Source organism: Lysinibacillus sp. 54212, from assembly GCF_036662795.1.
Classification (GTDB): Bacteria; Bacillota; Bacilli; order Bacillales_A; family Planococcaceae; genus Lysinibacillus_B.
The window spans coordinates 155,708-175,724 of sequence record NZ_JBAFWZ010000003.1 but is presented as its reverse complement, the minus strand read 5'-3'; the positions used below and the strand labels follow the sequence as shown (position 1 = coordinate 175,724).

General features: G+C 34.6%; 25 protein-coding genes. 20 read left to right on the top strand and 5 right to left on the bottom strand.

The features are described from left to right. Window positions 1-25 precede the first annotated feature (25 nt). Both V4T18_RS03650 and V4T18_RS03645 read left to right on the top strand, forming a co-directional pair. Entirely contained in the window at window positions 26-619 is a 594-nt protein-coding gene (locus V4T18_RS03650; protein WP_332646676.1) for a GNAT family N-acetyltransferase, read from the top strand. 205 nt (window positions 620-824) lie between these two features. Then, window positions 825-1,058 (top strand): permease, encoded by a 234-nt coding sequence (locus V4T18_RS03645; RefSeq protein WP_332646674.1) that lies wholly within the window; start codon window positions 825-827, stop codon window positions 1,056-1,058. A 250-nt stretch (window positions 1,059-1,308) separates the two neighbouring features. Here V4T18_RS03645 and V4T18_RS03640 read toward each other — a convergent pair whose 3' ends face one another. Beyond that, window positions 1,309-2,190, bottom strand: a complete 882-nt coding sequence (locus tag V4T18_RS03640; RefSeq protein WP_332646672.1) for a DMT family transporter — start codon at window positions 2,188-2,190, stop codon at window positions 1,309-1,311. Window positions 2,191-2,356: 166 nt separating this feature from the next. On the opposite strand from V4T18_RS03640, the gene V4T18_RS03635 reads away from it, so the two are divergent. The 3 genes from V4T18_RS03635 to V4T18_RS03625 all read left to right on the top strand — a co-directional run bounded on the left by V4T18_RS03635 (window position 2,357) and on the right by V4T18_RS03625 (window position 4,405). Then, window positions 2,357-2,917 carry a helix-turn-helix domain-containing protein gene (locus V4T18_RS03635; RefSeq protein ID WP_332646670.1) on the top strand — a complete coding sequence of 187 codons (561 nt, stop codon included), beginning with the start codon at window positions 2,357-2,359 and terminating at the stop codon, window positions 2,915-2,917. Window positions 2,918-3,433: 516 nt separating this feature from the next. After that, window positions 3,434-3,832: a RidA family protein gene (locus V4T18_RS03630; RefSeq protein WP_332646668.1), complete on the top strand. Its 399-nt coding sequence runs from the start codon at window positions 3,434-3,436 to the stop codon at window positions 3,830-3,832. Window positions 3,833-3,958: 126 nt separating this feature from the next. Further along, on the top strand, window positions 3,959-4,405 hold the full coding sequence (locus tag V4T18_RS03625) for a GNAT family N-acetyltransferase (RefSeq protein ID WP_332646666.1): 447 nt from the start codon (window positions 3,959-3,961) through the stop codon (window positions 4,403-4,405). 249 nt (window positions 4,406-4,654) lie between these two features. Here the strand turns inward: V4T18_RS03625 and V4T18_RS03620 are convergent, their stop codons facing one another. Next, the gene (locus V4T18_RS03620) at window positions 4,655-6,088 is read right to left on the bottom strand and encodes an aminotransferase-like domain-containing protein (protein WP_332646664.1); all 1,434 of its coding nucleotides are present in this window, start codon (window positions 6,086-6,088) and stop codon (window positions 4,655-4,657) included. Window positions 6,089-6,201: 113 nt separating this feature from the next. Between V4T18_RS03620 and V4T18_RS03615 the strand changes: the two genes are divergently transcribed. Next, window positions 6,202-7,122, top strand: a complete 921-nt coding sequence (locus V4T18_RS03615; protein ID WP_332646662.1) for a DMT family transporter — start codon at window positions 6,202-6,204, stop codon at window positions 7,120-7,122. 113 nt (window positions 7,123-7,235) lie between these two features. Here the strand turns inward: V4T18_RS03615 and V4T18_RS03610 are convergent, their stop codons facing one another. After that, the gene (locus V4T18_RS03610) at window positions 7,236-7,436 is read right to left on the bottom strand and encodes a cold-shock protein (RefSeq protein WP_332646661.1); all 201 of its coding nucleotides are present in this window, start codon (window positions 7,434-7,436) and stop codon (window positions 7,236-7,238) included. Window positions 7,437-7,751: 315 nt separating this feature from the next. On the opposite strand from V4T18_RS03610, the gene V4T18_RS03605 reads away from it, so the two are divergent. The 10 genes from V4T18_RS03605 to catA all read left to right on the top strand — a co-directional run bounded on the left by V4T18_RS03605 (window position 7,752) and on the right by catA (window position 14,796). Further along, a complete protein-coding gene (locus tag V4T18_RS03605) occupies window positions 7,752-8,801 on the top strand; it encodes a DUF4362 domain-containing protein (protein ID WP_332646659.1) in 1,050 nt (349 codons plus the stop codon). A gap of 284 nt (window positions 8,802-9,085) precedes the next feature. After that, window positions 9,086-9,649 (top strand): GNAT family N-acetyltransferase, encoded by a 564-nt coding sequence (locus V4T18_RS03600; RefSeq protein ID WP_332646657.1) that lies wholly within the window; start codon window positions 9,086-9,088, stop codon window positions 9,647-9,649. 149 nt (window positions 9,650-9,798) lie between these two features. Beyond that, on the top strand, window positions 9,799-10,305 hold the full coding sequence (locus tag V4T18_RS03595) for a hypothetical protein (protein WP_332646655.1): 507 nt from the start codon (window positions 9,799-9,801) through the stop codon (window positions 10,303-10,305). Between the two features lie 53 nt (window positions 10,306-10,358). Further along, complete coding sequence (locus V4T18_RS03590) at window positions 10,359-10,793, top strand: cytidine deaminase (RefSeq protein ID WP_332646653.1); 435 nt, start codon at window positions 10,359-10,361, stop codon at window positions 10,791-10,793. 58 nt (window positions 10,794-10,851) lie between these two features. Continuing rightward, window positions 10,852-11,436: an SMI1/KNR4 family protein gene (locus tag V4T18_RS03585; protein ID WP_332646651.1), complete on the top strand. Its 585-nt coding sequence runs from the start codon at window positions 10,852-10,854 to the stop codon at window positions 11,434-11,436. 256 nt (window positions 11,437-11,692) lie between these two features. Beyond that, window positions 11,693-12,328, top strand: coding sequence for a pentapeptide repeat-containing protein (locus tag V4T18_RS03580; protein ID WP_332646649.1), 636 nt, complete (start codon window positions 11,693-11,695; stop codon window positions 12,326-12,328). A 36-nt stretch (window positions 12,329-12,364) separates the two neighbouring features. Then, window positions 12,365-12,796, top strand: coding sequence for an ester cyclase (locus V4T18_RS03575; RefSeq protein ID WP_332646648.1), 432 nt, complete (start codon window positions 12,365-12,367; stop codon window positions 12,794-12,796). 86 nt (window positions 12,797-12,882) lie between these two features. Then, complete coding sequence (locus V4T18_RS03570; protein WP_332646646.1) at window positions 12,883-13,407, top strand: hypothetical protein; 525 nt, start codon at window positions 12,883-12,885, stop codon at window positions 13,405-13,407. A gap of 41 nt (window positions 13,408-13,448) precedes the next feature. Continuing rightward, window positions 13,449-13,976, top strand: a complete 528-nt coding sequence (locus V4T18_RS03565; protein WP_332646645.1) for a hypothetical protein — start codon at window positions 13,449-13,451, stop codon at window positions 13,974-13,976. A 169-nt stretch (window positions 13,977-14,145) separates the two neighbouring features. Further along, a complete protein-coding gene (gene catA, locus V4T18_RS03560; protein WP_332646644.1) occupies window positions 14,146-14,796 on the top strand; it encodes a type A chloramphenicol O-acetyltransferase in 651 nt (216 codons plus the stop codon). A gap of 160 nt (window positions 14,797-14,956) precedes the next feature. On the opposite strand, the gene V4T18_RS03555 is transcribed toward catA, so the two are convergent. Next, a complete protein-coding gene (locus V4T18_RS03555; RefSeq protein WP_332646642.1) occupies window positions 14,957-15,475 on the bottom strand; it encodes an NUDIX hydrolase in 519 nt (172 codons plus the stop codon). A 263-nt stretch (window positions 15,476-15,738) separates the two neighbouring features. On the opposite strand from V4T18_RS03555, the gene V4T18_RS03550 reads away from it, so the two are divergent. Then, window positions 15,739-16,629 carry a PhzF family phenazine biosynthesis protein gene (locus tag V4T18_RS03550; protein WP_332646640.1) on the top strand — a complete coding sequence of 297 codons (891 nt, stop codon included), beginning with the start codon at window positions 15,739-15,741 and terminating at the stop codon, window positions 16,627-16,629. A 108-nt stretch (window positions 16,630-16,737) separates the two neighbouring features. Here V4T18_RS03550 and V4T18_RS03545 read toward each other — a convergent pair whose 3' ends face one another. Continuing rightward, the gene (locus tag V4T18_RS03545) at window positions 16,738-16,962 is read right to left on the bottom strand and encodes a DUF3923 family protein (protein WP_332646638.1); all 225 of its coding nucleotides are present in this window, start codon (window positions 16,960-16,962) and stop codon (window positions 16,738-16,740) included. Window positions 16,963-17,525: 563 nt separating this feature from the next. On the opposite strand from V4T18_RS03545, the gene V4T18_RS03540 reads away from it, so the two are divergent. From V4T18_RS03540 to V4T18_RS03530, 3 genes are all read left to right on the top strand, one after another. Continuing rightward, window positions 17,526-17,777 (top strand): hypothetical protein, encoded by a 252-nt coding sequence (locus tag V4T18_RS03540; protein WP_332646636.1) that lies wholly within the window; start codon window positions 17,526-17,528, stop codon window positions 17,775-17,777. A gap of 286 nt (window positions 17,778-18,063) precedes the next feature. Beyond that, window positions 18,064-19,230, top strand: coding sequence for a YhgE/Pip domain-containing protein (locus V4T18_RS03535; RefSeq protein ID WP_332646635.1), 1,167 nt, complete (start codon window positions 18,064-18,066; stop codon window positions 19,228-19,230). Window positions 19,231-19,295: 65 nt separating this feature from the next. Further along, on the top strand, window positions 19,296-19,835 hold the full coding sequence (locus V4T18_RS03530; RefSeq protein WP_332646633.1) for a PadR family transcriptional regulator: 540 nt from the start codon (window positions 19,296-19,298) through the stop codon (window positions 19,833-19,835). Window positions 19,836-20,017: the final 182 nt, after the last annotated feature.

The window sequence follows — 20,017 nt, the reverse complement described above, 5'->3', positions numbered from 1 at the left end:
AATTCGTTAAAGGAACTAAATTGCTATGAAGATTTATGCAAATTTAGTATTAGAAGGAGATATAATCAATCTTGTTCCTCTTGAGATGAAATATAAGCAACAAGTATATGAAGCTATAAAAAGCCCTGATGTATGGAAATATACTTGGAGGGAAGTTAAAACAATTGATGATATAGAACAAATTTTATTGATAGCTGTACAAAGCAAAAATGACGTAAAGCAATTATCTTTTATAATAAGGGGTAAATTGTCAGGTGAAGTAATAGGGACAACTCGTATTGGTGACATAGATACAGCAAATCGAAATGTTGAAATAGGCTGGACTTGGCTTTCTCCATCAGTTTGGAGAACGAAGGTGAACACAGAATGTAAATTTTTATTACTTCAATATTGTTTTGAAGAACTGAAAGTACTACGTGTTCAATTTTCCATTAGTGGACAAAATGTTCGCTCTCAAAAAGCAGTTGAACGAATAGGTGCAGTAAAAGAAGGAACATTTCGTAAACATAGGATTAAGGCAGATGGGACTATTCATGACAATATATTTTACAGTATTGTTGATACCGAATGGATTGATGTAAAGGGGAAATTGATTAACTTAATGCAGAAGAATTACTGATTTAATTTATAAGCAATGGATTGATATTTGTTATTATAAATGATTTCTTCTTCAACTAACGGTGGGCTTTAGTGAAAGATCGTTGAGCTGCTTAGGCAGTTCTTTATTTTTATTGAATTAAAGAAGAAGTGTTAGTTGAACAGTGTTGTATAATAACTGGCTATATTTAGTTTGAAAATCACATGTCGGTATAGGAGGGGATTGTATGTGGAGTTTTAGCACTTTTAAAGACAAACGTTACTGGATTCTTTTGATTCCAGCTATAACTATTTTGGTCTTATTCGCTGTTTTTACCCCTGATTATATTCTTGGAAAATCTTATTTTTTACCAATTTTCTTAATTTTATATACAGGTTTATTTTGGTCGTCATACCAACTTTGTACGTATTTTGGTGATAAAAAGAAGATGAATAATACGGATGATAGTTGTAATTCTTAACTTGCTTGTTTAATTAACGGAGTGCTTTAGTTAAATATTCGCTTTCAGCCATATTTATGCGGATTTACAACGTTAAGGAATTCCAACTATAAAAAAGCCTAATTTCTCAGTATTATAAGTGAGAAATTAGGCTTTACTTACTTCATTAAAGGGCCCGAAAGTTGAACAAGGAAGTAATTTTAAAAGATATTCTTCTAATAAATATTCTTCAATTTAATCTATTCTCGTAGCGCCAATTAATCTTTATTATTTACTCGTTATTTCTTTGCTGTAGTAAAAATAATGCTAGACCGATTAAAATGAGTGCAATACCCATACCTTGTTGTAAAGAAATGACCTCATCCAAAATGAAATAAGCGAGTATACAAGTTCCGATTATCTCTCCTAATATACTCATTGAAATAATTGAAGTACTTAGCCATTTCAACAACCAATTGAAAATTGTTTGTCCTAAAATTGTTGCAATAAGTGCTAATCCAATAAAGGACCACCATGTTTGTACAGAATAATCGAAGAAGGGTGTTTGCTGACTGAAGGCAAAAACACCTAAAAGTAATGTACTGCTTCCATAACTAATAACTGAATATGGGATAAGCGATAGTCCTTTACGAACATGCTGGCCAATGAAGAAGTAAGCTGTTATGATTCCTGCCGCAATAAAGGCAATTATATCGCCAAATAATGCCTGTCCACTAATTTGAAAATCTTGCCATCCGATGACAATACTTCCGGAAATCGCTACTAGACAGCCTATTATAGCCCCTTTACTGAAGCGCTCTTTGAATAGAAAATAGCCACCAACCATCGAAAAGAGTGGCTGTAATGTGACGATAACCGTCGAGCTTGCTACAGATGTGTAATTTAATGATTCAAACCACAATACATAATGGGCTGCTAGAAATATGCCCGATAATAATCCAAGTCCCCACTGTTTTTTTGACAACAAACGTAATTCTTGTCGGTTCTTTTTATTAACTAATAAAAATGGCAAAAGTATTACAGCCGCAAAAAACATCCGATAGAATGCCGTAATTGCAGCAGGTGCATCTGCTAACTTTACGAAGATGGCTGAAGTAGATAAAGCAAATACACCAAAAAATAAAATCATGTAATAAATAAGTGGTGATTTCAATTCTGTTTCCCCCTAGATGTTCGTTTACAAAAATAAAAAAAATTTATTATAATGTACAAACGAAGTATAAAATATTTATGTAATCGATAAAAGTATTAATTCACCCTGTTTATTATGTCAGCACAAATGGAGTTAAACATACATTATTGTAGAAAGGATCTTTACTATGATCAATCATCGCCTCGGGCAAACGGTATTAAATTATCGTAAAAAGAATGGGATGACAATTCGAGAATTCGCCGATTATGCTGGAATCAGCACTTCACTTATTAGCCAAATAGAAAGAGGACAAGCAAATCCCTCGTTAAGTGTACTAGAACTGATCGCGCAAGCATTAAATGTGCCACTCTTTACCCTCTTCATTAATGAAATTGATACAGATTCGCTCATTTCGAGAAAACATGACCGAAAGATAGTATATCGTGAAAATAATAACCATATTGTCTATGATGTATTAACACCAGACTTTATGAAAGCACATATTGAACTCTTAATGATGGAACTAAATGCATACGCAAACACCACGGAAAGTCACTATTCACACAATGATAAAGAAGAAATTGCTGTCGTCATGAAAGGACAAGCGTATGTCGAACTGGAAGGCACCGAATATTTTTTAAATGAAGGAGATGTTGTACGCATTCCACCAAATGTTAAACACCGATTTTTGAACAAGAGTGGTGAACCGAATCATATTTTATTCGTACTAACTCCATCATTAGTTTAAATCTTCCTGTGAAAGTATTAAAAGTATGAGTGACTTCAACCACTTAAGGGAGCTGTCCAAAAATCAGTTAAATATCGACTGTTACAACAGCCCCGTAAAAATACTAGCCGAAATTTCGAAAATACTAGCCACTTTTTTCAAAATACTAGCCGGAATTTCAAATTTACTAGCCAATGTGAAACGGAGCAAAAATATTACTAGCCTTTCAGGGTGAATACTCGCCAATTTTCCGATTCTATTAGCTAATTACAAACACATTATGCGGAGTAACTATTCGATTATTTAAATTGCATAAAGAAACTATTTCCTATAAAATGATAATTATAAAAAATCTTGTCATTTTAAGAGAGAGGAGTGTTCACCTATGAAGAAAAAATCACTTAAGCTTTTATCTTTCGGATATGGATACTCCACTGCTGTTTTTTTCTAGAAAACTTTCCAAGGGTGGAGTGTGTCTAAATTTGACTTTCTAGGTTAAAAAAGAGCAGAAAAATCTTTTAAGTAGCGAGGTAATAAATGAATAGCGAAAAAATCACAAGAAAAAATCCAACAAGTATGCCTGCACCAGTGGGCAATTACACACATATTACAAAAATTCCAAGGAATGCAGAGTTATATGTGACATCAGGCCAAGTCGGTGTGGATCGAAATGGACAATTTTCACAAACTATGAATGAACAAGTAAGGAATACGTTTAACAATATCAAAACCGTACTGGAATCTGAGGGGTTAAGTGCTGAAAATATTATAAAAGTGAACATATGGGCTACTGAGAACATTGATTGGGAGTTCTTATATTCAGAGTGGGAACAACTATTCAGCAACGAATATCCGGCAATGACGATAGGATATATTACTGAATTAGGTTTACCTGAGATAAAAATTGAAATAGAAATTTGGGCAGCTAAAGTATAAAGTTCAAACACACTTCATCAAAACCATGGAGCATCTAAGACCAGATGATTCCATGGTTTTTAATATGAGCATATTTAAGCAATTAAGCTCGATTGTATGTATAAAAGAGTTTGTCAGGAGGTATATATGGTTCAAATAAATCAAATTCTGGATAACAAAAAACAGTTTCTAAAATTGTTGTTACTGGCTGATGAACAAGAAAATATGATTGATAAATATTTACTTAGAGGGGATATGTATGTTTTAGATGATGCTGGTGTTAAAGTGGTCTGTGTCGTAACCGATGAAGGTGGTGGCAACTTTGAAATCAAAAACATTGCTACTGACCCTTTATATCAAGGTAAAGGCTATGGCAAAAAGATGATCCAATATATATTGCAGCATTATCAGCATAAGGGACATACTATGTATGTAGGTACTGGTGATAGTCCATTGACAATTCCTTTCTATGAATCTTGTGGTTTTGTTATCTCTCACCAAATTGATAACTTTTTCATTGATCATTATGACCATCCTATTATTGAAAATGGAAAACAACTAAAACATATGGTTATTCTCAAGAAAAGCTTGTAATGGTTTGATTTCTGAAGATGGAGGAGACTGTATATTTAAGAATGATAAAAGGAAGTATCATGTATTTTTTAGGCTATGTATTCTTTGTGAGGTAAGCCATTTGAAAAATGCGCTGTTAGGTCTCTCTATGAACATCTTATTATTCGGGTGTAGATGCTACTACTTCAGATGAAGAGTTATTTAAAGGGAAATGCTCAACTTTCGCAGAGTGATACGGGAAGGAAGGCCCGGATGTAGCTTTGCAAACATTTAATCCAAGCCCCTCCCCTCAATTAGAGATTGTGCTACTGCAACAAACCTTTTTAACCCATCACTTATTTGTTTTTCATTTACATAGGAATAACTTAAACGTATCCAAGAGGATGACTTTTTTAATGGATCACAAACTTGACCTGGCACAAAGGATATAGATTGCTCGATGCATTTGGCTAATAATAATTCAGGTCGAATTTCATCAGGAAGCTGTACCCATAAATTAAGACCACCATTTGGACTGGTCCATTGCCAACCTGTTACTGCTAGCTCTTCCTCCATGATTTCCTTTCGAATCTGTAGGGCGATCCGGATTTTCTCCAAGTGCTGCTGCAATCGTAGTGATGAAAAGTAATGGAGAAAGATTTTTTGGTTGAGAAGAGGTGAGCCATTATCAGCTAATGATTTTACAGTTAGTAGTGAATTCATTAAGGATGATTGACAAATAACAGCCGCAATTCTCAAACCAGGTGAGATATATTTGCAAAAGCTTCGGATATAAATGACCGTCCCAGCAGTATCGAATGTGTAAATGGGTGGTGGCGGGGCATGATCAAAATATATATCGTGATAGGCATCGTCCTCAATTAATAGACATCGATATTGTTCAGCTAATTCTACTAATTTTTTGCGCTGCTCGACTGGAATAGTATAACCAGTCGGGTTATGGAATGTTGGGTTGAGATAAAATAGGCGTGGTTTATATTGTTTAAAATATAATTCAACCTGCTCTAAATCATACCCGTCTGGATGGATATCAACCGTTACAATCTGTGCTCCTTGGGCTCTAAAAATATCAATCGCAGCACTATAGCTTGGACGTTCAAATAAAACGACGTCTCTGGGCTTAATAAAAGTTTGAGCGATTAAGTGAATCGCTTGCTGTGAGCCAGAAGTGATTAACAGATCATCTGCATTTAGATGCGTTTTATACTCGTTTATAAAAAACTTGGTGAGGCTTTCACGTAGCTCTAAATCACCTTGCACAGTAGAGTAAGTTGCAAGTACTTTTGGATAAAGGTCAAACACGTTCTTCACGTAATCTGAAAAATAATGATTAGGCAAAAGATTAGGATCAATTAACGCCTGAGAAAACTGATAGGAAACAGGTGATTGATAGATTTCAGATAAATGATTTTTTTGTACGTATGAAGAAACAATTGGATTATCCAAATCTAGATATTCAAGATTATTTATCACATTTGATTGGACAAAATAGCCTGCTTTATCTTTTACATAAACTTTGTCATGCTGTTTCAGTAATTTATAAGCCTTTAATACAGTTAATCGATGAACATTCATTTCAGCTGCTAATTGTCGGATGGAGGGAATCTTTTCGTGTTCTTTCCATTCTTTACGTTCTATTCTGTGCAGTACATAATCATATACTTTCTTAAAAAGATAATCTCCCTTTTGAATCGCTTTGCTCACATCGATTCCTCCTATTCAAAACGATTGTACCACGCCCAAATCTAATCTGTTCTATCTTTTTCAATCTGTTCTACCACCTCTCTTTTAAGATAGAAAAAGAGGAGGAGTTTTATATGATTATTATTAATTATTTCTTTATGTGTTTGATTTTTGGAACGACATTTTTAGCGATTAAAATTGGTGTTGATGCAGGAGTGCCTCCATTTTTATCAGCTGGTCTTCGTTTTTTCATTGCTGGTTTGCTGCTATTTAGCTTTATGGTTTGGAGAGAAAAAACGACAATACGGTTATTGTTTCGGAAAGAAATGTTTTTTACAGGGGTAGGTTTAACCTTTGGGACGTTTGCTGCATTATATTGGGCAGAACAGTATGTGGCATCAGGGATTGCAGCTGTCTTATCTGCTACAGGCCCAATGATGATTATCGTTATTCAGACACTATTATTAAAGCAAAAAGGAAATTGGTTATCATTCATTGGTTGTATCGTTGGAGTCATTGGCGTCACGTTCTTGATCTTACCTAGTTTTTCAATTGAGATTAGTCCCTTCTGGATAATCGGTTGTTTCGCCATTATAGTTGGTGAATTTTTTTACGCATGTGGAACGATTTATACGAAGCATGTTATCCAAAAATTTGAAACGACATCACCAATTGCTTTAAATGCAGCGCAACTGATGCATGGTGGGATTTTATTAATCATTTTATCATTTTTTACCGAGAGCATTCAGCTTGATTATCTTTTAAGCCCAGCTTCCATTGGCTCTCTTCTTTATTTAACTATTTTTGGTTCAATGATCGGCCAGAGCATTTATTATTGGCTTGTCTCACGGACAAATCCTATTTTCCCTTCTACATGGCTGTATATATCACCAATAATTGCCGTTGTACTAGGTGTTATCTTCTATCATGAATATATTTCTTGGCTAACAGGCATAGGTACTTTGACAATTATTATAGGAACGATTTTAGTCAATTTCGAAACATTACGGAAGCTGCTTAGGGGGCAGGGGGCTGTCCTTCAGGATGTTAAATAAAAGAGATGGGCTTGGGTAATTCATAACGAGTTTTTTTGAAATTTTTTCGAGAAAGAGAAAAGGATGCAACTCTGTAAATTACAGAATTACATCCTCTTTCCAGGAAAAGTTACTTATCCTTTTTGAACGTTAGTTGCTTGAGGACCGCGTTGTCCTGCTTCAACGTCAAACGTTACTGGTTGACCCTCTTCTAAAGATTTGAATCCTTCGCCTTGGATCGCTGAGAAATGTACGAATACATCTTCGCCATCTTCACGTTCGATAAATCCAAAACCTTTATCTGAGTTAAACCATTTTACTGTACCTTTTTCCATGAGAAAAAACCTCCGTTGCGTAATCCGCTTTTTATTACTATTCTTGTTCAATTACATAAGAAGAAAATCACAGATACAGATTTGCAACTTAGTAAAAGTCAAAAATAACTTTTCTTTAATATAGCATTACCCAAAAAACTTTTTCAATAAGATAAAGTAAGAAGAAAGATTAAAAAAATGTGACAAAATCTCGTAAGGTTTCTATTGTAAATGTTACATATTCCTATTTGGTACGTCTATTTAATAAAGGGTATTTATTCGTAGGGAAACACTTGCTTTCTCTATGTAAGGTATCAGAATGGAGGTACAAATCCCATGAAAAGAATGTCACACCTTATTTTCCTTTCACTCCTTATTGTCGTTCTTTCTGCATGTGAAAAGGGAGTGGGAGACGTCGATGTTCTAAATAGTCACGGAAGTATTGAAGGTTTGGAAAAAATGGTTCATTTTTATGATAACGTCCAAAACGGGGTTCCTTCTGATTTGCGCATTGTGCACTATACAATTGAAGGAGATCCAATCATAACAGATTTAAGTTATGACGGAAAATCTTTTGAAGTGACATATGACACCACTCGCGACAAGTTTGGGAGTGGAGAAATTACAATAATTAAATGTGGCAATCTGATCCAGGAAGTGAACCCTACCAATACGGCATATATAGCGGTTGATTGTGAGGATGATTACTACGGAATGCAAGAAATTTTGAGCATTGATTACAACGTGAGCCAGCAAGATCTTTTTGAGTTCGAATTGAAATATGGATCAAATCAGGAGAACGAAATTGATACCCTAACAAACACAGTGAAAAATGACAATGGAACACAAACAGTAGGTGACTTGAAAATAACACCGGAAGTCAAGCAAGAGGTGTATAAAAGACTAGTGTTTGCAAATTACCTAGCCCCAAAAGATTTATCTACGAAGTGTGATGGAGAAGATGCTACGAATTATTATCTAAAAGTACACATTAATGGTGGTCAGCGTGAATTTAAATGGAATGCTTGTGATCAAAGTTCGGATGGCGTGAAATTTACTAATATTGCAAACTACATCATCGAACAATCTGCTAAGAAACAAAAGGTACAACGAGAAATCACCGTTCAAGGCTATGTGTTAGAAATTAAGAACAACGAAATGCTGATCGGAGAAGACCTGACGATGTTAGATTACGAATGGATGAAAGATGAATTACAGAGTATGAATTTTGAGGACAATTATTATCACTTTACTCTTTTAGAGGGTGTTGATACAAAAGTATTCAAGCCAGGTGATAAAATTCTAGCCACTATAGATGGAAGCATAGTTGGTTCCAAACCAGGTAGAGCAAAAGTGAAGGGAATTAAGAAAATAGAAGTACACTAAAAAATAGTATATTTTGGTATTTTACATCCGTTTGCTTATAATAAAAATAAGTGAACGGATGTATTTTTGAGGATATATATTCTTTATTATTCTGTAATACAGAAACATAGAAATACTGATGTGAGCCATTTGAAACATGTGCTATTGTTTCGCTTTATCATCGCACTATTATTCGGGTGTTATGTAGAAAAAGGTGGAGATTCTACTATTGACGAAATAGGTTAGTTGAAGAACTTTTGGTAGATTAAAGATGAATTAAGCTTTTTATTCAAGGGGGAATAAAATTGGATTTCACAAAAATATTAAAAGAATTCCCAGTACTAGAGACTGAAAAAATACGATTAAGAAGATTAAGATTAGAAGATGCACCAGCTTTAGAGAAATATTATTCAAATGAAAATGTATACCGTGATCTTGATTGGAATGGACCAGAAACGCTTGAACGAAGTTATGAAATAATCAACTTATGGAACAAAGGCTATGATGATGGGTGGATTATTCGTTTTGCAATAGCTGATAAAGTAACAGATGAAGTTATTGGTACGATCTTTTTAAGTGAATTTGAAGGTAAACGGGCCGAAGTTGGCTATGAGTTATCAGAAAACTACTGGCGTCGTGGAATCATGTCTGAAGCAATACGTGAAATTTTGCTATTAGGATTTAATCAGTTAGGTTTAGTAAGAATCCAAGCCTTTGTAAGTGATGAAAATGTTGCTTCAAAGGAGATATTAAAAAAATTCAACTTCAAAGAAGAAGGTTATTTAAGACAGTTTGAATGCCACAGTGTTACTGGAAAATGTAAAGATATGTGGGTATATGGTTTATTAAATACAGAGTTTCAGAAATAACAATTCTTAAACTAATGATAAATAATTACACTAATATAGGTTTTAGTTGAATAAGGATCATTTAATTAATCAAACTTTATGGGCTTTTATTGTTTATAGTATTTTTTTTATTTACTTTTATAAAAAGCTATTTGAAAGGGGATAGGAATTTGAAAGTTGCAAAGCTAACACTCTTTATCACAAGTTTAGTCGTACTGTTATTGTTCTATGGCATTAACGGAATGACCGTGAGCCCAGGCACTACTTCAGGTAACGGGAATCCAGCATTGCTATTAGTTGCCCCATTACTCCCACTATTTATTCTAATGGTTTTATTATGGGGAAGAATTTTCCGAGTGCATTCAATAGGTCAACGCTTTTCAATCGCTGGGATAATTTTGACTCTCGTTCATCTGGCTATTGCTTTTATTTATCAGAGAATCTCCCTGGCAAAATATCGGGATATTATTAAAGATGCATTAATTGAAAAGAATGGACAAGTAAGTAATCAATATTTACAAGACATTACAACAGGACTGACTATTCATGTGAACAACCAATATTTTAATTTCAATACATTCCTCATGTTTATTAGCTTTTCAATATTGTTCGCCTTGGCCTTTTATTTGTGGGATATTCTTGATAATAAGAAACGAAATGAAAATGTAGAAGGGTAAAGGTGCTTGTAAGTGAATTCTAACCGGTAGAACTCAATAAGGGGAGAGAAAATATGGAGCAAGAAACAATGATAGAACAGGAAATGTATCGCAGAGCCATTGAATTTATTCCTAAAAGGTATCCAAAGGGCTGGGGTGGCGTGGCAATAATCCGTTCAGAAGATGATCAATATTTTACTAGTGTTTCTATAGAAACAGCCAATTCGAGTGTAGATTTATGTATTGAGGTAGGGGCAGTGTGTGAGGCACATAAATTCAATGTGCGCGTCACTCACTGTTTATGTGTTGTCAGAGATGATGAAAATAGTCCATTTAAGGTGCTTTCTCCTTGCGGTGTATGTCAAGAAAGATTGCGTTTTTGGGGTGTAGATGTAAAAGTTGGTGTCACTACTCCAGATAAATCGTTAAAGTTTGTAACCTTAAATGAAATGCAGCCATACCATTGGACAAATGCATATCCAGCAGAAGAATTAGAGCATTATAAATAATTGTATTTTGCTCGTTATTACAAAGATATTGCTAAATTAATAATTGGAGGACGAATTAATGGATGTAGTAAATAGATTTTTAAATGGCTTGAGAGCAGCGTTATCCTCAGAGGAGCTCGAGGAACTAAATACAGCGTGCGGTGCTACAAAGGAAGATATTGATGCACTAAGGGCGAAGTATCCAAACTGTCCAGAATCACTAATCTCTCTTCTTGAAAATATTGATGGTACATATTGGCGGAAATATGGAGAAAACAGAATTGCGGTTTGTATTTTAGGCTCAGATGTTGATGAGTATCCATATTATTTATTGTCTATAGGGCAGATGCTCGAAAGTTCTAAAGAAGAGGAAGACGTCTCCTATCTTTTAGAGTACGAAGAGGAAGAGGAGGCTGTTGACCCTAAGATAAATCGAGAGGGACTTCTCCCAGGGAAGTATCTTCATTTTTCTGACTGTATGAACAATGGTGGGACATCAAGACTCTATATTGATTTTAACCCGTCTGATGAAGGTGTATGTGGTCAAATCATTCGCTATTTACATGACCCTGATGAATATGCAGTGATTGCAAACAGCTTTGATGAATATTTACAGGATCTTATCGACGGCGGTTTTATTTATTTGGAAAATGAAGAAGAATAACTAAGCTAGATAAAGAAAATCTAGTATTCTACCGAATTCAATGGGACTTTTCACTGCCCTTATAACAAATGGAGAAGTTGCCGAGTAAACCTACTGTAGCTTTTAAGGAAAGTCGATCTGTTTCACCCCTTTGGATTGGTTATCAAAAGGGGTTTTATTTTTCTTGTAAATTTTCCACATCTTAGATCTAAGAAATGGGAAACACATTACAATGTTATATAATGAATATACCGTAACAATTGAAAGAAGGTATGCTATGAAAATTGATATTCCAAAAATTCCATTAGAGTTAACAGAAAGAAATTTTAATGATATTTTTTATGAAGAGGATCCTATACATGAAATGTGTATAATTACTGGCTCAGATTTTTCAAATGAAGCTGTAGGTAGAGTACAGTTATATAGTTCAGTGATAAAAAATTGCACGTTCACTAATACGGATTTTAGCAATATTGATATTTTAGATGTTCGATTTGAAAATTGCGATTTATCTAATGTGAACCTGAGTAAATCTTCAATTCATAGAGTTGAATTTATTAACAGTAAATTGCTTGGAAGTAATTTTTCCGAATCATCATTAGGAAATGTTAAATTCGAGCACTCGATTTTAAACATGTCCTCTTTCGGAAGTTCAAAGCTTGAAAAAGTTGTGTTTCAAGATGCTTCATTACAAAATGCTGATTTTTTTGATTGTAAACTGAAAAAAGTTGAATTTAAAGAATGTAATATAAATGAAGTGAACTTCGATGATACATCTCTTAAAGGAATAGATATTAGCTCATCTAATTTTGATGCACTTACGATATCCGTAGAAGATTTAAAAGGATGTATAGTATCAACAAATCAAGCTATACAGCTTTCATCCTTAATGGGGTTAATTATTAAAGATTAGCATTTCTCATAGATATATAAATAGGGGAGGATTTTCATGCTATCAGAACAAATAGTTAGAGAATTTTTTGAAGAAGTACGATCAGGGATAAATCCTGATTATGCACATCGATATATGGGGGAGCAAGTATTAGCCCATCAAACTGTATCTGAAGAAGAGCAAACAGTGTTGAGAACACCTGAGGATTATGCTGAACATGTAAGAGAAATGCAAGAAGCTTATGGTGATTTTTCTATAGAAATTGGGGAGTTATTAGCAGCTGAAAATAAAGTATATGTACGCTGGAAGCAAATCGGTACACATGTAGGCGAAATCGATGGATACCAACCAACTGGGCTCCCAGTCATACAAATAGCAAGCGCGGTATATAGAATAGAAAACGAAAAAATTGCAGAGTATTGGATTCAAATCGATCGGTTAGGAATCCAAAAGCAATTAGAGCACAACCAGAATAGTAGAAGTGTTTAAATTATAAGCCCGTACTTAGTTATAAAAGAAACTCCATTTCAAATTCAAAATGGAGTTTTTAATTTATGCAATGAGGGGTGTAGCTTATGCTTACTATCACCACATACATTGAAAAGAAAACTATTGATACGTTTGGAAATATGCAAGACTCTTTTATCGCCTTAAATGACAGTCTATCAACTCAGGTGGCTAACAGACAATTAAAGAGGCATAAAGGGCATAAGTTAGATGGTGTAGTAGTTATTACAACAACAGATACTATGATGACTAACTTTATCGATTGGGATGATATTGACTTCATGTGGATGGGCATTTTAGAAATGACCTTGCAATATAAAAAAATAGGTTTTGGAGTACATGCTATGGCCATGAATAACCATGAACGGAGCATCAAAAGAATTATTACAAAACCAGCGAACCTGATTTTATTTACAGTAAAAAGAAATCCAGGTACATTCCTTTGTAATGAGACGAACAACATTGTACTTGAAGAAGAATTTTTATCTGAGATTCTTAACGCAGCTAATGAGTTTATTTCTTTTAGGCAAAAACTGCTTAATGTTGGTAATGTAGAGGGGTTAAAGAAGTTAATGTCTGAAATACAATTATAGTAAGGAAGGGAGTTTTCTATTTGTTCAATGTACAAACATGGGTGAGTTATGATACATGGCTTAGTGACCCGACACCGATGGAGGAAATTGAGAAGAATTTTTATGTATTGGAAGAACTGAAAAACGAAGAGATTCTTCGAAAGCTTATGAATTCAAGCATTGAAGACTCACCACATCTATTTATGGGTTTCATTCAAGTAACCTATAATGGACAAGAAATTTTTGGTCAAGATATTTTCTCGTTAATCAATCATGTTTGGGCTACTTACGAAAACCTTTTGATAGAAACACACGAAAAAGGATATGCAAACCTATCACATCCAGAGGGTGATATAACAGCAATATCTGTACAAACTAATAAAAAGGATCCCACCTTACTTGAAATATCAGTTTTACCAGACGACTTAGAGTCTCGTAAAGATTTTTCTCTGCCAAAGCACCCATTTTTGCAAGCAATGTATGACGGGTTCGTAGCTTATTATAAAGCCTATGCTTCTTACTGTGAAAATGAAGAGATAAAACAAAATTTAATAGATCACTTAGAAATTATTCAAAAAAGATTATTGTGATTGTGAAGGGGCAAAAGATATAACCAATCATATTTCAGTAGCGGAGTATCATTGTATAGATAACGCTGGACATGAAGTAAATAGAGAATCTCCTAAAGAGTTAGCGGCAATTCTTAATGCTTCCTATAGTTGGGTGAATTACAATTGATTTAAGCGTGAGGAGGAAAAAATGAAACATCATTTAATAGACATAAATAATTGGGATAGAAAACCTTACTTTGAGCATTTTTTAAATGATACTAGATGCACATTTAGTATTACTGCAAATATAGATATTACAAAGGTGTTAGAGCGAATTCGTGCTGAGGATATTAAATTCTACCCTACCTTTATTTATATGGTTATGAGGGTTATTAATGCTCGCGTTGAATTTAGAACTTGTTTTGATGAAGATGGAAAGCTTGGGTATTGGGATCAAATGAATCCTAGCTATACTATATTTCATAATGATGATAAAACGTTTTCTGATTTATGGACAGATTATAATGCGGATTTTAAATCCTTTTATAAAAATTTTCAAGAAGACATGAACCAATATGGTGATGTGAAAGAGTTGAGTCCGAAAAAACAGGCACCCCAAAATTTAATTCCTATTTCTTGTATTCCGTGGACTAGTTTCACAGGGTTTAACTTAAATATTTTTAATGATGGTACATACTTGTTACCAATCATTACAGGTGGCAAATATTTTAATCAAGAAGATAAAGTATTGTTACCTATTTCAATACAAGTCCATCACGCTGTATGTGACGGATACCACGCTAGTCAATTCTTTAACGAGTTACAACAGCTAGCTTATAGCTGTGATGAATGGCTATAACTGCAAGTTAAATAGAATTATAATGTTATTAGAAGGCTTGTATCGTTTTACCGTTTAGCTATTGCAGTTCATATGGATTTTTGTTCAAAAAAAATTAAAACCCACTCTACTTTAATAATTGAGTGGGTTATTTCTCTCATCTCAAACTTGTAGTGTACACTCATAGACGAATAGAGCCATAATGATGCCGCCCCTCAAATAGAAAGGCAATCATACTTTCATAATAAGGAATAAACATCTTTTGCTCCATTAGCATAAAGATTTCCTCCTTAGAAGCCCATTTGGCTGCCTGCACCTCTTCTGCCTGTAACGTCAGTTCATTGAGGTCAACGTTATGCTCGATTAAATAATAATCATCAAATCCACGTTCAAAGTTAATCGTCAATTGTGGCCGCATGTTATCAAAATTATAATGAATGCCAAGCTCCTCAAATAATTCTCTCGAAGCGGCCTGTTGACTAGTATCTCCAGCAATTGCACTCCCGCCACAAGTGATATCCCAAAGGTTCGACCAGCCATGCTTAAAGGGCTGTCGCTGCTGAATGAGCATTTCTCCTTTAGAATTAAATATACAAACATGAACGACTACATGAAACTCGTTCGGAAGCATTGCATCTCCACGAGTAATCTGTTTCTCAATTTTATTGCGATGCTTATCGTATAAATCCCATGTTTCCATTATGAAGCTCCTTGTGTATGTATTGGTATTATGAAGAAATTTTCTATTTATATCTTAATTTAATTATGAACCTTTCTCAAAGTCGTATTAACAAGATGAATGTCAGTTGAACGAATTGAAATCAAATTTTAAACTAGGGGACTGTGTCGGTTCCTTTTATTTACGATACAATAAAAGTAGGAATTTTCATACCAGTAAGAGAATTTCGCTTATCGAGTAATCAAAGTATAGTTTGATTACGACGATGGAAGGGGATACATATTATGGTGAAGGTAAGTGTAAAACATATCGATGCGTTTAGTTCAATTCCAGAGAAAGGGAATCCGGCTGGAGTCGTATTGAATGGGGAGGATTATACAGAAGAACAAATGCTTGCTATTGCAGCTGCAGTTGGATTTAATGAGACAGCCTTTGTTATTCCCTCGCAGGTTGCTGATTTTCGTATTCGTTACTTTACACCTGGGCATGAAGTGAATTTATGTGGCCATGCAACAATGGGAACGATATATGCCCTACGAATGAAAGGGTTAGTAACTAAATCAGTTTTAACAATTGAAACCCTTGCTGGTGTATTGCCGATACAGGTTCGTGAAGAAAATAATGAAGTACTGATTACCATGCAACAGGCAACACCACAATTTCAATCATTCAGTGGTTCAAAGTCCGATTTAGCAGCTTCCATTGGGTTACGAGAAGAAGATTTACATTCAGAATATCCAATAGTTTATGGAAGTACAGGTCTTTGGACGTTAATTATCCCAGTTAAAGAGTTAGCAAGCTTTTCAAAAATGACACCACACACCGAAGAATTTCCGAATATTTTATTAGAGATGCCAAAAGCTTCACTACATCCAATTTGTTTTGAAGTGCGCGATCCTGGAAACGATATGCATGCTCGTCATTTTTCAGCTCCTCATTCGGGGACTATTGAAGATGCAATTACAGGAACGGCTTCAGGCGTAATGGGCGCGTATTATAAAACGTTTGTAGATAAAGATATTAGTTTGCCTGCAACACTAAGAGTGGAGCAAGGACATGAAATTAATAAAGATGGACGTGTATATGTACATGTAAAAGAGGTAGAAGAACAATTAGAAATCTCTATTTCAGGTAAGGCTGTATTTGTGAAGGATATTGAGATAGAAATAGTATAATATTACTTTAAAGAGCGTTGCCTAAATTCGTATTAGACATAAAAAAAACTCCATTTTAGTTAACATGGAGTTTTTGCTTTGTATTAAATGGGGATTGACTAACCATTTTCAATAAGTTGAAGCTGATTTTCTTTTTCTTGCAAAAAAGAGAAATACAGATTGACATAATACAATAAAAGCAAAAGCCACGCCTAACACAATCCATGCAACTAATCTTAACTCAGGAGTTTGCTCTACCCCGGCGCTATCTACTTCTCGAGCACCGATAAATATTGCGATAGCACCAAATAATATGACCCATAGCAAACTTGTTGCCCACCATAATTTCATCATAATGTCACCTCCGCAAAGTTATATAAATATACATACGATAAAATATCCCGTTAGTTTCAATATATTGTAAATTTTATCCGAGAGGCTAATCATACCTGGTCGGTTGAAGTGATGTTATTAATCGATACAGTTTATATAAAGCTTAATTATTTTTTGGATTGCTTAACTCTCCAAGCGAATGAAATGAAAAAGGCAGTTATTCCAAATATAGCGATAAAGTAATAGGAAAGAAAGAAAATAAATGATCCATAATCTTCGAGCTCTCTAAATTGATTTCTCCATATATTAGAATCAGAAAGAATACCTATAAGGAAAATAGGGGGAAATACAATAAAAAGCCATTTCCAAAAGAATGACCTATAAGCATTATCATGGTTCATATCAGTCAGCCCCTTTGTAGAATATTCCATTTCTATTCATTTTAACTTATTTGTGCTTAGTAAAAAAGAGCAGTAATATTAGCCTGCTCATGATACATCCTTGTATAAAGTTAGTAAACGTAGTCTAACTAATGTGGGTAGATATACACTTCATGAATTAACATTGATCAACAACTACACCTAATGAAGAGAATAGGTGAAGTATGTACGTTCCCTACGATGAATGTATTGATTGAAAATATCGCACCAGAAGGGCAAAAGGGATCGTATCTGGGCGCATCACAATTAAAAAATATTGGCTCCTTTATATGGCCCATTTTCGGCGGCTGGGTTCTAGTCCAGTATGAAGCGGGCTTGTATTTTATTATTGCAGCACTAGTTGCTGTTAGCATTCTTTTCTATAAACGTGCATTTCGATACAAGGAAAATACCTAACAAGCGTAGCCTATGAACCAATTTGATATGGCCCAATTTTAAGAAAACGTCGTATCTTTTCATAGGAGGTATGGCGTTTATTTTTTTTGAAATACTAAAGGGGTAATAAATTTCTGTTATTTACCACCTTTTCCTTCATATTTTCGACAAAAAATAGTTAGCGATCTATATCTTTGGTTTGCAAATGAAAAGCTAATAGAATAGAATATGTTACATAGTTAAATTAGAGTACTTTAATTTAACTGATAAAATTAAAATAGAATATTACTTAGGAAGGGTTTAATAGATGAAATTTAAAGAGTTTTTGAAAAGTAAAGGTGCAACAGCTTCTTTATTTATGGGTGTTTTTTATGCAGTCTGTATGCTAGGAATCTTTTTGCCAGGGTACACAGCGATACCTGGGAATATTGATCGTCTATCGGTTGCCATAGTGAATGATGATGAGGGAGAAGCTGGAGCTCAAATTGCAGAAAGCCTAGAAGAACAGCTTCCATTTAAAAATATAAAAACAGAGATTTCAAATAAGGCTGCTTTACAAGAGCTAGAGGATAACAAACTAGCCTTAGTGGTTCATATTCCAGAAACGTTTTCTGCCGATTTACAAAATGGTGATGTATCATCAAGTATTGATTTCACGTTGAACGAAGCAGGTGCAACAGTTGTATCCTCGTCTATGACACAAGTTGTTGCACAAATTAATGAGCAATTAAGTACACAATTTTCAAGGCAAACAGCTCAGGGCATTCTAATGAATTTGAATGTACCTGAAGAGCAGGCAAAGGAAATGACAGCGCTTATTGAAAATAGCTATGTAGGCAATGTTGTGACAATTAATGATATGCCAGATGGTATGCATAACAATATGCTACCGATGTTCCTAACGATGTCTCTATATGTTGGCGCCATGATTTCAGCGATGCAATTAGTCGGTGCCTTTAAAGCCAATCGTGGGAAAGCTTCCAGAACACGCTTGTTCATTTATGTACAATTAACTTCCATCCTAGTCGGTGTTATTGCTGGTTTAGCTTCAACAGGAATTGCTTTTGGGATTAATGATTTAAGCAGCGATGCATTCCTTCTAATATGGGGACAGCAGATTTTAAATTATTGGGTATTCTTTAACTTCACCGCTATTGTCGTATTCCTTTTCGGAGAAGCGGGTATGCTTTTAAATATTCCAATTCTATTAGTGCAAACACTTGCGAACGGTGCAACAATTACACGTGAGATGATGTATGCACCATATGAGTTGGCAAGCTATGTGACACCGATGTATTATTCGGTGCAAGCTTACTATGCTAATATTTTTGGTAGCACAAGTGCTAGTCCGTATTTATTAGGCTTAATTGCAGTTGGGATCGGAGCGATGCTTATTAATAGTGTCATTGTTTCGGTTTTCCATAAGCAGTTGCCAGTCGATGAAAAAGAGACAAAAGAGTTAGCAAAAGTTTAAATCGGCTGAAGTAAATGATTAGTTTTGATACAATAGAACTAATATTTGCCTAAGGAGCTGAAACAATGGCAATTCAAATTTTCATTTTGACTAAGCTAATGAAAGAGGATAATTATCCTTATAAATTAAAAAAGCAAATCTCAGAATTACAGCCTCTCGATACGATCAACGGTCTTACCGAGAGTAAGCTATACTATCATTTCGAATCATTAGCAAAGCAAGGCTTAATTGAGGTAAAAGAGGTCATCAAAGAAGAGCATCGACCAGACAAGCAAGTATTTGCTATTACTGATAAGGGTCGAGAAGCCCTACCGAAAAAGATTTATAAACTGTTTGAAAATGCAAATTCAATTGGTGATATGATTATCGGTTTAGCCAATATGAAATATGTGGATCGAAATAAAGTGGTTCGTATATTAGAGAAAAAAGTAGATGAAATTAAAGAGACGTGGGATAGGATGTCTCAATATGAGGGCAAACATTTTGTGGAATCTGGGCAAGAAGTATTGGGAGAATTTGTGAGCGATTATGCACATTTTCGAATCAATACTTCAATCCAGTATTTCGAAAAGTTAATTGATCTTATTCAAAAAGAGGAAATTTAGAGGAGAGGGGCTGTCCCAAAAATATTTTGAGACGGTCCCCCTTGAGACTAAGATGGTGGCATTTTGATGCGACCACCGTAGGGGCAATATTTCTTCATGGATAATTATGAAGGATTGTGGGGGTGTTGGGAAAGTTTTTACTTTCTGGACACCCCCTTGTTTTTTAAGATTGCTTTTCTGCC

Coding starts and splice junctions, on each gene's coding strand:
- V4T18_RS03650 (WP_332646676.1), top strand. CDS start 26: ATGAAGATTTATGCAAATTTAGTATTAGAAGGAGATATAATCAATCTT.
- V4T18_RS03645 (WP_332646674.1), top strand. CDS start 825: ATGTGGAGTTTTAGCACTTTTAAAGACAAACGTTACTGGATTCTTTTG.
- V4T18_RS03635 (WP_332646670.1), top strand. CDS start 2,357: ATGATCAATCATCGCCTCGGGCAAACGGTATTAAATTATCGTAAAAAG.
- V4T18_RS03630 (WP_332646668.1), top strand. CDS start 3,434: ATGAATAGCGAAAAAATCACAAGAAAAAATCCAACAAGTATGCCTGCA.
- V4T18_RS03625 (WP_332646666.1), top strand. CDS start 3,959: ATGGTTCAAATAAATCAAATTCTGGATAACAAAAAACAGTTTCTAAAA.
- V4T18_RS03615 (WP_332646662.1), top strand. CDS start 6,202: ATGATTATTATTAATTATTTCTTTATGTGTTTGATTTTTGGAACGACA.
- V4T18_RS03610 (WP_332646661.1), bottom strand. CDS start 7,436: ATGGAAAAAGGTACAGTAAAATGGTTTAACTCAGATAAAGGTTTTGGA.
- V4T18_RS03605 (WP_332646659.1), top strand. CDS start 7,752: ATGAAAAGAATGTCACACCTTATTTTCCTTTCACTCCTTATTGTCGTT.
- V4T18_RS03590 (WP_332646653.1), top strand. CDS start 10,359: ATGGAGCAAGAAACAATGATAGAACAGGAAATGTATCGCAGAGCCATT.
- V4T18_RS03585 (WP_332646651.1), top strand. CDS start 10,852: ATGGATGTAGTAAATAGATTTTTAAATGGCTTGAGAGCAGCGTTATCC.
- V4T18_RS03580 (WP_332646649.1), top strand. CDS start 11,693: ATGAAAATTGATATTCCAAAAATTCCATTAGAGTTAACAGAAAGAAAT.
- V4T18_RS03575 (WP_332646648.1), top strand. CDS start 12,365: ATGCTATCAGAACAAATAGTTAGAGAATTTTTTGAAGAAGTACGATCA.
- V4T18_RS03570 (WP_332646646.1), top strand. CDS start 12,883: ATGCTTACTATCACCACATACATTGAAAAGAAAACTATTGATACGTTT.
- catA (WP_332646644.1), top strand. CDS start 14,146: ATGAAACATCATTTAATAGACATAAATAATTGGGATAGAAAACCTTAC.
- V4T18_RS03555 (WP_332646642.1), bottom strand. CDS start 15,475: ATGGAAACATGGGATTTATACGATAAGCATCGCAATAAAATTGAGAAA.
- V4T18_RS03550 (WP_332646640.1), top strand. CDS start 15,739: ATGGTGAAGGTAAGTGTAAAACATATCGATGCGTTTAGTTCAATTCCA.
- V4T18_RS03545 (WP_332646638.1), bottom strand. CDS start 16,962: ATGATGAAATTATGGTGGGCAACAAGTTTGCTATGGGTCATATTATTT.
- V4T18_RS03540 (WP_332646636.1), top strand. CDS start 17,526: ATGAAGAGAATAGGTGAAGTATGTACGTTCCCTACGATGAATGTATTG.
- V4T18_RS03535 (WP_332646635.1), top strand. CDS start 18,064: ATGAAATTTAAAGAGTTTTTGAAAAGTAAAGGTGCAACAGCTTCTTTA.
- V4T18_RS03530 (WP_332646633.1), top strand. CDS start 19,296: ATGGCAATTCAAATTTTCATTTTGACTAAGCTAATGAAAGAGGATAAT.